Genomic DNA, 14,146 nt, shown 5'->3' with positions numbered 1-14,146 from the left:
CTCTGCATCCAGTGCGGCCAGTGCGGAATCGTCTGCCCGCACAGCGTGATCCGGGCGAAATACTATCCGGAGGAAGCGCTGACCGGTGCGCCAGAGAGCTTCCGCTCGGCGCCGGTCAACGCCCGCGGATTCCCCGACAGCCGCTTCTCGCTGCAGATCTATGTCGAGGACTGCACGGGATGCGGCATCTGCGTAGAGAACTGCCCGGCGATCAGCCCGACCGATCCCGACCATCGCGCCATCGACATGGTCGACAAGCGGCCGCTGGTCGAGACCGAGCGCGACAACATCGCCTTCTTCGAGACCCTGCCGCTGCCCGACCGGTCGCGGGTCAACTTCGCCAATGTCCGCGGCGTCCAGTTCCTCGAGCCGACCTTCGAATTCTCGGGCGCCTGCGCCGGTTGCGGCGAGACGCCCTACGTCAAGCTGATCAGCCAGCTCTTCGGCGACCGGCTGCAGATCGCCAATGCCACCGGCTGCTCGTCGATCTATGGCGGCAACCTGCCGGCCCATCCGTGGCGGGCGGGCGCCGACGGGCGCGGGCCGGCCTGGAACAATTCGCTGTTCGAGGACAATGCCGAATTCGGGCTCGGCTACCGGCTCGCCGTCGACAAGCAGACCGAGATCGCCCGCGACCTGCTGAAACGATGCGCCGCCGATATCGGCGACGACCTGGTCGCCGGGATCCTCGATGCCCGGCAGGTGACCGAGAGCGAGCTGGCGACCCAGCGGAAGCGCGTCGAGGCCGTTCGGGAGAAGCTCGCCGGACGCAGCGACGACCTCGCCCTGAACCTCCTGACGCTTGCCGACTTTCTCGTCCGGCGGAGCGTGTGGATCGTCGGCGGCGACGGCTGGGCCTATGACATCGGCTATGGCGGGCTCGACCATGCGCTCGCCCAGAACCGCGACGTCAATATCCTGGTGCTCGACACCGAGGTCTATTCCAATACCGGCGGCCAGTCCTCGAAGGCGACGCCGCTCGGCGCCTCGGCCAAGTTCGCCTCGGCCGGCAAGGAGGTGCCGCGCAAGGACCTCGCCATGCAGGCGATCGCCTATGGCTATGTCTATGTGGCGCAGATCGCCATGGGCGCCAATTCCGAGCAGGCGCTGGTCGCGCTGCGCGAGGCGGAAGCCTATCCCGGGCCGTCGCTGGTGCTCGCCTATTCGCATTGCATCGCGCATGGCTTCGACCTGCGCTTCGGCATGAAGCAGCAGGCGCGGGCGACGGCGGCCGGCTACTGGCCGCTCTTCCGCTACGACCCGACGCGGCGGCGGAGCGGCGAAAACCCGTTCCGCCTCGACAGCCCGAAGCCGCGGCTGAAGCTCGCCGACTTCGCCTATCGCGAGCTGCGCTACAAGGCGATCGCCCAGATGGACCGCGAGCGCGCCGACCACCTGATCCGCCAGGCCCAGGCGGTGATCGACGAGCGCTACCGGACCTACGAGGATCTCGCCGCCCGCGACGGCAGCCGGTTCCAGCCGAACTGGACGGAGGTTTGAGGATGGCTGTTCGCGGGGTTGCCGGGTCGACGGTTGGTGAGTCGATGGTTGGTGCGTGCTTCGAGGCCCGGCCGCGCCGGGCACCTCAGCATGGGGGTGTTGGTGGGGATCGGGACGGGGCCTGCCGCGTGGCAAACACACCTTCCCTCGCCATCCTGAGGTGCGAGGGCCAGGCCCGAGCCTCGAAGGACGCATGGCGATCGCAATGGATCGGGAGGGTGGCATGGATTTGAGGACAACCTATCTCGGCCTGGAGCTCGCCCATCCGGTCGTCGCCTCGGCCTCGCCGCTGTCCCGCGAGCTCGATGGCATCCGGCGGCTCGAGGACGCCGGCGCCGCGGCGATCGTGCTGCCGTCGATCTACGAGGAGGAGATCGAGGCGGAGGATGCGATCACCCTGGCGCTGGTCGAGGAGGGAAGCTGGACGCAGCCGGAGGCCGGCAGCTATTTTCCCGCCCGCGACACCGATGCCGGCGGACTGGAAGCACGGCTCGAGACCATCCGCCGGGCGCGGGACGCCTGCGCGGTGCCGATCATCGCGAGCCTCAACGGGTCGGCGCCGGAGGGCTGGGTCAGCTTCGCGCATGACGTGGAGGCCGCCGGGGCCTCGGCGATCGAGCTCAATCTCTACCGGGTGCCGGCCAATCTCGACGAAAGCGGCGAGGCGGTCGAGCGGCGGTGGCTCGAGACGGTCGCGGCGGTGCGCGCCGCCGTGCCCCTGCCGCTCGCGGTGAAGCTCGGGCCCTGGCTCTCGTCGCCGGGGCATTTCGCCGGAGCCCTGGTCGGTGCCGGCGCCAACGGGCTGGTGCTATTCAACCGCTTCTACCAGCCGGATATCGACCTTGCGACGCTGGCGCCGAAATCCGACCTCCAGCTCAGCGCGCCCTATGAAATCCGCCAGGCGCTGTTGTGGATATCGCTGCTTGCCGGGCGGCTCGACGCATCGCTCGCCGCGACCACCGGAGTCGAAAGCGCGACCGAGGTGATCAAGTATCTGCTGGCCGGCGCGGCCGTGACGATGACCGCCTCCTCGCTGCTCCGCCATGGGCCGGGCCATATCGCAACGCTCCGCGACGGGCTTTCCGAGTGGATGGCGGGCCGGGGCTTCGAGAGCGTCTCGGCGATACGCGGGCTGCTTTCCGCAGACCGGCTGGAGACCACCGAGCCGCTTCTCAGGGCGCAATATGCCGAGATCCTGCTCGGCTATGCCGGGGAGCCGCGCTGAACGGCGCTCGTGTCGGACACAGGGAAACCGGCTATCATTCCGGCGGGAGGGTTTCGTCCATGGCCCGCTCGGCCGAAGAGATAGCCGTCACCGCGGAATTCGAGGGGTATTACCAGGTCGGCGCCGCCGAGGTGATGCGGCGGCTTGAACGATCGGTCTGCGGCTGCGACTACGGGAGCACGAGCTGGACCACGCGCGGCGAGGCCGACGTGTTCGCCACCGCGCTGGGGCTCGCGCCCGGCCGGCTGCTGCTCGACCTCGGAGCCGGCGCCGGCTGGCCGGCGCTCTACCTGTCGCGGATGACAAGGTGCAGCGCCGTGCTCGTCGACCTGCCGCCGACGGCGCTCAGGCTTGCATCCGACCGCGCGATTGCGGAGGGTCTGGAGGACCGGGTCCTCACCGTGGCGGCGGAAGCCGGGACGCTGCCTTTCGCCGACGGACGCTTCGACGCGATCAGCCATTCCGATGTGCTCTGCTGTCTCGACAACAAGGCGGCGGTGTTGCGGTCGTGCCGGCGGATCGTCCGCGCCGGCGGGCGCATGGCCTTCACCGTGATTTCGCTTGCCGAGGGAACATCCGCCGCCGACATCGCGCGGCTCGACGGGGCGGGGCCGCCCTTGCCGGTGAGCGAGGCGCCCTATCCGCTGCTGCTGGCGCGGGCGGACTGGCGGGTCACCGGGCGGGAGGACTGGTCGGCCGGCTATGCCGCGACCATCCGCCGCCTCATCGCATCGCTGGAGGCGGAGGCCAGCGCGGTTTGCGCCCATCTCGGCGTGGCGGTATTTGACGAGAAACTGGCGACCCAACGCCGGGCGCTTGCCGCGGTCGAGGCGGGGTTCCTCCGCCGCGACTTCTATTCGGCGACGGCGTCGGCCAGGCAGGGATGAAACGCGACGATGATCTTCCGCCAGCTCTTCGACTCGACCTCCTCGACCTATACCTACCTGCTGGCCAGCCGGAAGGGCGGCGAGGCGCTGATCCTCGATCCCGTGCTGGAGCGGGTCGACCGCTACGTGAAGCTGCTCGACGAGCTCGACCTCAGGCTGGTCAAGGCGGTCGACACCCATGTCCATGCCGACCACATCTCGGGGCTCAGCGAATTGCGCGACCGGACGCGCTGCATCACGGTGATGGGCGAGGAGAGCGGCGTCGACGTGGTGTCGATGCGGGTCGGCGACGGCGAGCGGGTCGATGTCGAGGGCGTCAGCCTCGAGGCGATCTACACGCCGGGCCACACCGCCGATTCCTATTCCTTCCTGATGGGCGACCGGGTGTTTACCGGCGACACGCTGCTGATCCGCGGCACCGGGCGCACCGACTTCCAGAATGGCAGCCCGCAAGCCCAGTACGATTCGATCTTCAACCGGCTGCTCCGGCTGCCGGACGAAACGCTGGTCTACCCGGCGCATGACTACAAGGGCGACACGGTCTCGACCATCGGCGAGGAGAAGGCCTTCAATCCGCGGCTGCAGGTGTCGTCGGTGCAGCAATATGTCGACATCATGAACGGGCTCGACCTGCCCAATCCGAGGATGATGGACGTCGCCGTGCCGGCCAATCTCCACCTCGGGCTCGACCAGGAGACACCCGACCGGCGGCAATGGACGCTCGACGCCGAGGCGGTGATCCGCGAGATCGACACCGGCGAGGCGGTGCTGGTCGACCTCCGCGACCGGTCGGAACGCGAGCGCCACGGCGAGATACCGGGCTCCGTTCACGTCCCCTATCCCGGGCTCGACGAACAGCTTGCGCCGGGCGGGTTGCTGACCGAGCTCGGGCGGACCGGCGGCAAGCGGCTGATCTTCTACTGCGCCTATGGCGAGCGGTCGGCGATGGCGGCGGAGGCGGCGCGGGAGGCGGGGCTCTCGGGCTCCTGCCACCTCAAGGGCGGGCTGAAGGCATGGGCCGCGGCCGAGGGGCCGATCGCGCGGTGATCCGGCGAGGGGGAATTCGGTGCTATTGTCGCCGCACCGGCCAGCGGCATGCGCGGGAGGCATCATGATGGCGTCGACGCTTTACCACGAGGGCAATCGCGCCCTTCAGGATGCCTTCGACAGCCGCCGGATCGCGGACCGCCTCGAAAGCGTCACCCTGCACACGGCCTTCACCGAGAGGGACCGGCGCTTCATCGAGGGGCTGCGCTACTTCTTTCTGGCGACCGCCGATGCCGACGGACGGCCCGACGTCTCGTTCAAGGGCGGCGCGCCGGGCTTCGTCCGGGTGGTCGGCGAGAACGGGCTCGCCTTCCCGGACTATGACGGGAACGGCATGTTCAAGAGCCTCGGCAACCTCTCGGTCAACCCGGCGGTCGGCCTGCTCTTCATCGATTTCGAGAGCCCCCGCCGGCTTCGCGTCCAGGGCCGGGCATCGATCAGCCGGGACGATCCGCTTCTCGCCTCGACCGTCGGGGCCCAGTTGATCGTGCGGGTGACGGCGACGGCGATCTTCCCCAACTGCCCGCGCTACATCCCGACGATGCGGATGGTCGAGCCCTCGATCTACACGCCGCATGCCGGCGCGCCGCCGGTCGAGCCCGGCTGGAAATCCGAGCCGGACTTCGCCGACGCGGTGCATCCCCGGCAGCCGGTGGCCGGCGTCACGCGACCCGATTCCGAATGAGCGTGACCGTGGTGCCGATCGGGGAGGCGGAGGAAGCGGGACTTCTTGCGCTCAACAACGCCAATGCCCGCGAGACCTCCATGCTGACGCCGGAGAAATGGCGGGCGATGGTCGCCGACGCCTTCTCGGCGACCTGCGTCCCCGACGGGGCGGCCCTCCTCATCGCCTTCGACGAGACGGCGGATTACCACAGCCCGAACTTCCTCTGGTTCCGCGACCGCTATCCGCGCTTCGTCTATGTCGACCGGATCGTGGTGGCCGATGCGCATCGCGGCCGGGGATTGGCCAGCGCACTCTACGGCGACCTGTTCGGCAAGGCGACGGAAGCGGGCCACGAGGTCGTGGTCTGCGAAGTGAATGCGATCCCGCCGAATCCGGTCTCCGATGCGTTTCATGCGCGGCTCGGCTTCACCGAGGTCGGCCGGGCGGATCTCGCGGCGGGAGAGAAGACGGTGCGCTACCTGGCCAGGACGCTCGGCTGAGGCGGCGCCGGGCTTTTGGCGTTATCATCGCGGGCAGGATGCAACGACAAGGACGCCGGGCGTGAGGCGGCGCCGACCGGGATCAGGAAACGGGGTAGTTCTTCCATGACAATCAGGGTTGGATTGATCGGCGCGGGGGTGATGGGCGGAGACCATGCCAGGATTCTCTCGACATCGGTCAACGGGGCGCGGCTTGCCGCGGTCTCGGATGCCGACGCGAGCCGCGCGGCGGCCATCGCCGGCGCCTGCGGCGCGACAGCCTTTCCGGATGCGGACAAACTGATCGCCGACGCCTCCGTCGAGGCGGTGATCGTCGCCTCGCCTGATCCGACCCACAAGGCGCTGGTGCTCGGCTGCCTCGCCGCGGAAAAGCCGGTGCTCTGCGAGAAGCCGCTCGGGGTGACGACGGCGGAATGCCTCGAGATCATCGGCGCGGAAACCGCACTCGGCAGGCGACTGGTCCAGGTCGGTTTCATGCGGCGCTTCGACCCCGGCTATGCGGCGATGAAAGGGGCGCTCGATTCCGGCGATCTCGGCCGCGGCCTGATCCTCCATTGCGTCCACCGCAACCAGATCTCGGCCTCCTATTCGACCTCGGAAGGGGTGATCGCCAATTCCGCCGTGCACGAGATCGACATCGCCCGCTGGATGTTCGGCGAGGAGGTGGCCCGCGTAACCGTGATCGTCCCCCGCCAGAGCAGCCATGCCGGGATGCAGGATCCGCAGATCATCCTGATGCACATGGCCGGCGGCGCGGTGGTTGACATCGAGGCCTATCTCAACTGCCAATACGGCTACGACGTGCGTGGCGAGCTGGTCTGCGAGAGCGGAACGGCGGAGCTTGTGCCGCCGCATGGCATCACGCTGCGGCGGGCCGGGCAGGAGGGCTTCGGCCATCCCGAGGACTGGCGGCCGCGCTTCGCCGAAGCCTACCGGATCGAGCTGCAGGCGTGGATCGATTCGGTGGCGGGCGGCTCGCCGGCCGGGGCGAGCGCCTGGGACGGCTATGCGGCGACGGCGGTCGCTGAAGCCGGAGTCGCTTCGCTGAAGACCGGGACGCCGGCCGACGTGCGGCTCGCGGCGAAGCCGGCGCTTTACGACTGACGGCCGGCGCGGGAGCAATCAGCGTTCCGTGGTCCACCAGTCGATGGCGTAGGAGCCGGTAGCCTCGACGCCGAGCGCCGGGAGCAGCGCCTCGCACAGCGCGGCGAGCTTCTCTTCGAGCCCCCATGGCGGATTGCAGATCAGAAGACCGCTGCCGGCCAGCGCCTCGCCGTCGATCGGGGCGCGGAGGAATTCGCCAACAAGCGTCGGCGGGTTGTCGGGGCTGTAGCGGGCCTTCAGGGTTTCGATGCCGTTGCGGTCCTTGAGCGGATACCAGGCGGCGAAAATGCCGGTCGGCCACTTGGCGATGCCGGTGTTCAGCGCGTCGGCGAGGCGGGCGAACTCGTCCCGCGCCTCGTAGGGCGGGTCGATGAAGACGAGGCCGCGCCGGGTCGGCGGCGGGACGAAGGCGCCAATCGCTTCGTAGCCGTCGCGGGCATGGATGGCAATGCGGCGGTCGCCGCGGAAGGCGCGGCGGAGCGCCGTGGCGTCCTCCGGATGGAGCTCGCAGGCGATCAGCCGGTCGTCGTCGCGGAGCATGGCGCGGATGATCGCGGGCGAGCCGGGATAGACGGCGAGGCCATCGGGGTTGAGGTCGCGGACGCTATCGAGATACGTGGCGGCGACCGGGATATCCACGCCGATGACCCGGGCGATCCCTTCGGTCCATTCGCCGGTCTTGCCGGCCTCGACCGAGGCGAGGTCATAGAGCCCGATGCCGGCATGGGTGTCGAGCACGGTGAACGGCTTCGGCTTCTTCCGAAGATGCTCGAGCAGCATGACCAGCACCGGGTGCTTGAACACCTCGGTATGGTTGCCGGCGTGATAGGCGTGGCGGTAGTTCATGTGAATTTGTCTTCTTGCTCGCTCTTCCGACGGGAAACGCAAGCCATTCGAAGCAAACGCATCAATGAATAATCCAGTTAGATTTTTGGCCTGGAGTCACGGACGGAGTTGATCATCTGGCACCCGAAACACACCCTTGATGCATGCGGCGTGTCGAACGCAGATTTGAATATGTGATTTGAGGTCGAAACCCGCACCCGGGTAGCAGGGTGTCCCTTCCGTGAAGACGCCTCTTACCGTGTCAAATGCCTGTTGCTCCAATTTCGCTCGCACCGCGTGGAGGTGATTGATGACTGCACAGTCCAGCTTTCGAAGGAGACGATCTTCTCCAACGGAGTTCCGTGGAAGGTTACGGTTGCCGGCCAGGCAATACGCTTGGAAATCCTCGTATGCCGCCGCTACCGCCTCTGTCCCCGTTGACGACAGCAGATCAAGGCAGAATCCGAGATCAATAACAGCTCCGATCACATAGGGGTCAAACCGGGATCGTTCGCGCTGGGCTTTCTCTCCGGCGAATTCCAATCCCCGTAGCGGGTTTGCTTCCCAGAAGTAGATGCCTTGACCGAGCCAATCGTAATCGTTGGAACTGGGGGTGAAAGCGGTCCCGGCCAACAGCGCTTCGGCGGTAACACGATCACAGCCGTGGTACCCGAGAACGAAGGAGCTTGCTAGCTTATGCACTCACCGGGCGGGTCGGTCAGTCGCATACGGCTCCGCGACTTCACCGTCTTCGTCGAGGAATCCCTCCTCCTTGAGAAAGGCACGCGCAATTTCGGGAGAGGCTGTGTTCGCCTCCCGCAGACGCTTCATAGCATCTATGAAATCACGCAATTCCTGCTCGCTCATCATGAGCCCCAACTGGCTGAACCAGAGCCCAATATAGTGAGCATTCGCGGAATTGTCGCTTAGAAAGCTCCCTCGGCCACATAGGGGCGAACTGGCTCTCGTCGCACCGGAGGGGCGTAGTCGGCCGGGTCGACCGTCGGCGGGCGGCCGTCGAGGGAGAGGGTCGCGACCTGGGCCGGGGTCTCGGCGATGACCTTGCCGCGGCGGATGACGGCGAGGCGGCGTGCCTTGAGGCGGATCGCCTCGATCGGGTCGGCGGCCTGGATCAGCACCATGTCGGCATTGCAGCCGACGTCGAGGCCATAGCCTTCGAGGCCCATCGCCTTCGCGGGGTTGACGGTCACGGCGTCGAAGCAGAAGCGCATCGCCGCGCGGCTGGTCATCTGGCCGACATGGAGGCCCATATGGGCGACCTCCAGCATGTCGCCGCTGCCGAGCGAATACCATGGGTCCATGCAGCAATCCTGGCCGAAGGAGGCGTTGATGCCGTAGGGGCGCATCTCGGGGATGCGGGTCTGGCCGCGGCGCTTCGGATAGGTGTCGTGGCGACCCTGGAGGACGATGTTGATGAGGGGATTGGCGATGACCTGGATCTCCGCCTCCGCCATCAGCGGCAGCAGCTTCGAGACATAGTAGTTGTCCATCGAATGCATCGAGGTGAGATGCGAGCCGGCGACGCGGCCCTCCAGGCCGAGCCGGGTGGTCTCGGCGGTCAGCGTCTCGATGTGGCGGGAGAGCGGGTCGTCGCTCTCGTCGCAATGCATGTCGACCATCAGGCCGCGCTTCGCGGCGATCTCGCAGAGCGCTGTGACGCTCGCCGCGCCGTCGGCCATGGTGCGCTCGAAATGCGGGATGCCACCGACGATGTCGACGCCGAGATCGAGGGCGCGGTCGAGATTCTTGGCGGCAGTCGGCGAGCGGTAGTAGCCGTCCTGCGGGAAGGCGACGAGCTGGAGGTCGATATAGGGCGCGATCCTCTTCTTCACGTCGAGCAGCGCCTCGACGGCGAGCAGGCGATCGTCGCAGACATCGACATGGGTGCGGATGGCGAGGAGCCCTTGCGCGACCGCGAGATCGCAATAGCGGAGCGCCCGCTCGGCGACCGCCTCATGGGTGAGGAGCGGCTTCAGCTCGCCCCAGAGGCCGATGCCCTCGAGCAGCGTGCCGGACTGGTTGAGGCGCGGCAGGCCGAGCGACAGCGTCGCGTCCATGTGGAAATGGCAGTCGATGAAGGGCGGCGAGACCAGCCGGCCGTTGGCCTCGACGACGCGGGCCGCCTCGCCGGTGATGCCGGGCTCGATGGCGGTGATGCGGCCGCCTTCGCAGGCGATGTCGACGCCGGTCCGGCCATCGGGGAGCGCCGCGTTGCGGACGACGAGGTCGAGGGACATGGAACGTATCTCCGGGCTGCCAGTGCGGGAGGTTATCTAGCACCCTTGAACCACGGCGCCAGAAGGGCGCGCGGATAATCGGCGCGGCGGGCGACGAGGACGAGGGCGATGATGGCGAAGAGGTAGGGCAGCATCAGGAAGACCTGGCTCGGCAGGAAGGCGCCGACCTGGGTCTGGAGGCGGACCTGATAGGCGTCGAAGGCGCCGAAGAGGAGGGCGCCGAGGAGCGCCTTGCCCGGCCGCCAGGAGGCGAAGACGGTGAGCGCGATGCAGATCCAGCCGCGCCCGTTGACCATGCCGAAGAAGAAGGCGTCGAAGGCCGACATGGTGAGGAAGGCGCCGCCCATCGCCATCAGCGCCGAGCCGACGACGACGGCGCCGGTGCGGAGGCCATAGACGGAGAGGCCCTGGGCATCGACCGAATCCGGGTTGTCGCCGACGGCGCGGATCGCGAGGCCGAGGGGCGTCCGGTAGAGGACGAAGGCGACGATCGCGACCATGGCGAAGGCGAGCCAGGTGAAGGCGGTCTGGCTGAACAGCGCGGTGCCGAGGAAGGGGATGTCGGAGAGGACCGGGATGTCGAGCGGCTTGAAGGGGACGATGCGCGGCGGCGAGGAGACGTCGGGCAGCGCGGTGCGGTAGACGAAGTAGCTGAGGCTCGAGGCGAGCAGCGTGATGCCGATGCCGGAGACATGCTGCGAGAGGCCGAGCGGCACGGTGAGCGCGGCATGGAGGAGGCCGAAGACGGCGCCGGTGAGCGCCGCGACGAGGACCCCGGTCCACAGATCGACGCCGAGCCAGACCGCCATCCAGCCGGCCATGGCGCCGGCGGTGAAGATGCCCTCGATGCCGAGGTTGAGGACGCCGGAGCGCTCGCAGATCAGGGCGCCGAGGACGCCGAAGATCAGCGGCGTCGCGATGCGGATCGCCGCCGCCCAGAAATTTGCCGTGAACAGGATGTCGATGAATTCCATGGTCAGGCCTCCCACCCTCCTCTCCCATGGGGAGAGGATACGGAGCCTAGCGCGCCGGAGGTGCGCACAGGCGGAGTTGGTGAGGGATGAGACCCATTCGAAGCTTCAAATGCGGCGCTTGATGCGGTGGCGCTTCGCCCCTCACCAAGCTCGACCACGGCCCGCTTCGCGGGCCCGGTCTCGCTATCCTCTCCCCATGGGCGAGGAGGTGCCGCGGCTGGTTCGGACGCGTATGCCTCGCACTCTCTTTCCAGCGGGAGAAGCGGGCGCAGGGCGGTGAAGCCGCGGTTCATCTGCGACAGCGTGTTCATGGCCGGGCCGCCGTGGTGGCAGCGCGTCCGGCAAGGCGGATGCGGAAGCGGGTGATGAAGCCGCCGATCAGGACGCAGAGCAGCGACAGGGCGACGACGAGATCGGCGAGGTAGCTCGAGACGCCGAGGCCGCGGCTCATCGAATCGGCGCCGACGAAGACCGCGGCGATGAACAGCGCCGCCGCGACGACGCCGAGCGGCGAGAGGCCGGCGAGCATGGCGACGACGATGCCGGCATAGCCGAAGCCGGGGGAGAGGTCCGAGGTGAGATAGCCCTTGAGGCCGGCGACCTCGCCGACCCCGGCGAGCCCGGCGAGGCCGCCCGAGATCAGGGCGACGCGGATCATGGTGGCGGTGACCGGGATGCCGGCGTAGCGGGCGGCCGGCGCGTTCTCGCCGACGGCGCGAATCTCCGCACCCCACACCGTCCGCCGCATCATGATCGAGACGGCGATCGCCGCGAGGAGGCCGATCAGCAGGCCGGAATGGAGGCGCATCCGGCCGATCAGCGGCGGCAGCACCGCCTGGTCGATGATCGGCGCCGACTGCGGCCAGCCGAGGCTCATCGGGTCCTGGAGGGGACCTTCCAGCATCATCTGGACGAAGAGCAGCATGACGAAATTGAGGAGGAGGGTGGTGACCACCTCGTCGGCGCCGAACCTCAGCTTGAGCAGCGCCGGCCCGAGCATCAGCAGGGCACCGGCCAGCGCCCCGGCGAGCAGAACCAGAGGGATCATGACGACGGCGGGGAGGACGATCGCGCCGGAGCCGACCGCGACGGCGGCGAGGGCGCCGGCATAGAGCTGGCCCTCACCGCCGATGTTCCAGAGCCGGGCCCGGAAGGCGACGGCGGCGGCGAGCCCGGTGAGGATCAGCGGGGTGGTGCGGGTCAGCGTTTCCGAGAAGGCGAAGAGCGAGCCGAAGGCGCCGTCGACCATCAGGCCATAGGCGGTGGCGAGCGGGGCGCCGGCAAAGGCGAGGGGGATGGCGGCGAGCGCCAGCGCGGCGATGCCGGCGGCGACCGGCGCCGCGATCTTGAGGACCGGCGAGACGTTCTGGCGGGGCTCGAAGCGGATCATGCGGCCCTGCCCTTACCATGGTCCTCGTCGTGGTGGCCGGCCATCATCAGGCCGAGGGTGCCGCGATCGAGGGTCTCCGCCGCCATCGCCTCGCTCAACCGGCCGCCGGTGATGACGGCGATGCGGTCCGACAGCGTCATCAGCTCGTCGAGATCCTCGGAGATGAGCACGACGCCGACGCCGGCCTCGCGGGCGGCAAGCAGCCGGCGGTGGACCTCGGTCTGGGCGCCGATATCGAGGCCGCGGGTCGGCTGGTTGGCGAGCACCAGACGGGGATTGCGGTCGAGGACGCGGGCGAGGATCAGCTTCTGGATATTGCCGCCTGAAAGGAGCCGCGCCGCCGCGTCCGGGCCCGGGCAGCGGACGTCGTAGTCGCGGATGGCATTCTCGGCGCGGGCGCGGATCGCGGCGAAGCGCAGGAAGCCGCCCTTCTGGAAGCTTGGCTCGCGGAGTTCCTCCAGCGCGACATTCTCGGCGACGGTCATCGCGCCGACGACGCCGTCATGGTGGCGGTCCTCGGGGATGCGGGCGATGCCCGAGCGGGCGAAATGGCGGGGATCGTGGCGCGAAACGGTCTCGCCAAAGAGGCGCATGGCGCCGGCGGTCGGCTTTTCGAGGCCGGCGACGAGGGCGGCGAGGGCCGCCTGGCCGTTGCCGGAGACGCCGGCAATGCCGACGATCTCGCCCTCGCGGACGGCGAGGTCCGCCTCGACGAGGCTGCGGCGATGGGCGCCGGCCAGCGACACCCCAGCGAGCTCGAGCAGGACGGCGCCCGGCTCGCGGGCGACCCGCTTGCTGGCGGGCACATCGCGGCCGACCATCATCTCGGCGATCGAGCGGCGGTCGGCATCGGCGGTCGCCATCTCGCCGACCCTGGCGCCGGCGCGGAGCACCGCGATGCGGTCCGAGACGGCGAGCACCTCGCCGAGCTTGTGGGAGATGAAGATGACGGCGAGGCCGCCCGCGGCGAGCGCGCGCATCGTAACGAAGAGGCTGTCGGCCTCCTGCGGGGTCAGCACCGCGGTCGGCTCGTCCATGACGAGGATGCGGGCGTCGCGATAGAGCGCCTTCAGGATCTCGACCCGCTGGCGCTCGCCGACGGTGAGGCGGGAGACCGGGATGTCGAGATCGACGGCGAGGCCCGACTCCGTCATCACCGTCTCGATCTTGCGGCGGGCGGGGCCGGTGCGGCGCATCAGGCGGAGGACCGGCTCGGTGCCGAGGACGATATTCTCCAGCCCGGTGAGGTTCTCGGCGAGGGTGAAATGCTGGTGGACCATGCCGATCCCGGCGGCAAGCGCCGCGCCCGGCGAGCCGGGTTCGAGCGGCGCGAGGCCGCCATCCCCGGCGGCGACCAGCACCGCGCCCGCGTCGGCGACATAATGGCCGAACAGGATGTTCATCAGCGTCGTCTTGCCGGCGCCGTTCTCGCCGAGCAGCGCCAGGATCTCGCCGCGGCCGAGGTCGAGATCGATGTGATCGTTGGCGAGAAGCGGGCCGAAGCGCTTGGTGATGCCGGAAAGGCGGAGGACGACGGGCCGGGGCTCAGGCATGGGCGCTCCGCCTGAACAGGTGGGATGAGGGCGGTGCGTCCTTCGAGGCCCGGCCTTCGGCCGGGCGCCTCAGGATGGCGGAGTGGGTGCCGGCATGGGCGTGCCTCGGTGGTCCGTGGCGATGGGGTGCGTCCTTCGAGGCCCGGCCTTTGGCCGGGCACCTCAGGATGGCAGGGTTGGTGCGTGTGATCAGGTTTGATCCAAGCGAAAGCCCTG

The 14,146-nt window shown here is 68.6% G+C and carries 13 protein-coding genes; 7 read left to right on the top strand and 6 right to left on the bottom strand.

Annotated elements, in window-relative coordinates; genetic code table 11:
• The 7 genes from KDJ86_RS19700 to KDJ86_RS19670 all read left to right on the top strand — a co-directional run.
• Positions 1-1,500: thiamine pyrophosphate-dependent enzyme (locus KDJ86_RS19700; protein ID WP_291749890.1), on the top strand; the 1,500-nt coding region annotated here is incomplete at its 5' end.
• 223 nt (positions 1,501-1,723) lie between these two features.
• Complete coding sequence (locus tag KDJ86_RS19695) at positions 1,724-2,725, top strand: dihydroorotate dehydrogenase-like protein (RefSeq protein ID WP_291749887.1); 1,002 nt, start codon at positions 1,724-1,726, stop codon at positions 2,723-2,725.
• A gap of 59 nt (positions 2,726-2,784) precedes the next feature.
• A complete protein-coding gene (locus tag KDJ86_RS19690) occupies positions 2,785-3,612 on the top strand; it encodes a class I SAM-dependent methyltransferase (protein WP_291749885.1) in 828 nt (275 codons plus the stop codon).
• A 9-nt stretch (positions 3,613-3,621) separates the two neighbouring features.
• Positions 3,622-4,659 (top strand): MBL fold metallo-hydrolase, encoded by a 1,038-nt coding sequence (locus KDJ86_RS19685; RefSeq protein ID WP_291749882.1) that lies wholly within the window; start codon positions 3,622-3,624, stop codon positions 4,657-4,659.
• A 67-nt stretch (positions 4,660-4,726) separates the two neighbouring features.
• On the top strand, positions 4,727-5,344 hold the full coding sequence (locus tag KDJ86_RS19680; protein WP_291749879.1) for a pyridoxamine 5'-phosphate oxidase family protein: 618 nt from the start codon (positions 4,727-4,729) through the stop codon (positions 5,342-5,344).
• On the top strand, positions 5,341-5,826 hold the full coding sequence (locus KDJ86_RS19675; protein WP_291749876.1) for a GNAT family N-acetyltransferase: 486 nt from the start codon (positions 5,341-5,343) through the stop codon (positions 5,824-5,826). Before KDJ86_RS19680 ends, KDJ86_RS19675 begins: the two co-directional genes overlap by 4 nt.
• Positions 5,827-5,931: 105 nt before the next feature.
• A complete protein-coding gene (locus KDJ86_RS19670) occupies positions 5,932-6,930 on the top strand; it encodes a Gfo/Idh/MocA family protein (RefSeq protein WP_291749873.1) in 999 nt (332 codons plus the stop codon).
• An 18-nt stretch (positions 6,931-6,948) separates the two neighbouring features.
• On the opposite strand, the gene KDJ86_RS19665 is transcribed toward KDJ86_RS19670, so the two are convergent.
• From KDJ86_RS19665 to KDJ86_RS19640, 6 genes are all read right to left on the bottom strand, one after another.
• A complete protein-coding gene (locus KDJ86_RS19665; protein ID WP_291749870.1) occupies positions 6,949-7,776 on the bottom strand; it encodes a 23S rRNA (adenine(2030)-N(6))-methyltransferase RlmJ in 828 nt (275 codons plus the stop codon).
• Between the two features lie 96 nt (positions 7,777-7,872).
• Entirely contained in the window at positions 7,873-8,388 is a 516-nt protein-coding gene (locus tag KDJ86_RS19660) for a hypothetical protein (RefSeq protein ID WP_291749865.1), read from the bottom strand.
• 293 nt (positions 8,389-8,681) lie between these two features.
• Positions 8,682-10,013 (bottom strand): amidohydrolase family protein, encoded by a 1,332-nt coding sequence (locus tag KDJ86_RS19655; protein WP_291749862.1) that lies wholly within the window; start codon positions 10,011-10,013, stop codon positions 8,682-8,684.
• Between the two features lie 32 nt (positions 10,014-10,045).
• Positions 10,046-10,987, bottom strand: a complete 942-nt coding sequence (locus KDJ86_RS19650) for an ABC transporter permease (protein WP_291749860.1) — start codon at positions 10,985-10,987, stop codon at positions 10,046-10,048.
• A gap of 307 nt (positions 10,988-11,294) precedes the next feature.
• Positions 11,295-12,377: an ABC transporter permease gene (locus tag KDJ86_RS19645; RefSeq protein WP_291749841.1), complete on the bottom strand. Its 1,083-nt coding sequence runs from the start codon at positions 12,375-12,377 to the stop codon at positions 11,295-11,297.
• Positions 12,374-13,930: an ABC transporter ATP-binding protein gene (locus tag KDJ86_RS19640; protein WP_291749838.1), complete on the bottom strand. Its 1,557-nt coding sequence runs from the start codon at positions 13,928-13,930 to the stop codon at positions 12,374-12,376. Before KDJ86_RS19640 ends, KDJ86_RS19645 begins: the two co-directional genes overlap by 4 nt.
• Between the last annotated feature and the right edge of the window lie 216 nt (positions 13,931-14,146).

It is taken from the genome of Bauldia sp. (genome assembly GCF_020442045.1).
In the GTDB taxonomy this organism is placed as follows: Bacteria; Pseudomonadota; Alphaproteobacteria; order Rhizobiales; family Kaistiaceae; genus Bauldia.
The sequence above is the reverse complement of the archived record's forward strand: the minus strand, read 5'-3'. Positions and strand labels throughout refer to the sequence as shown.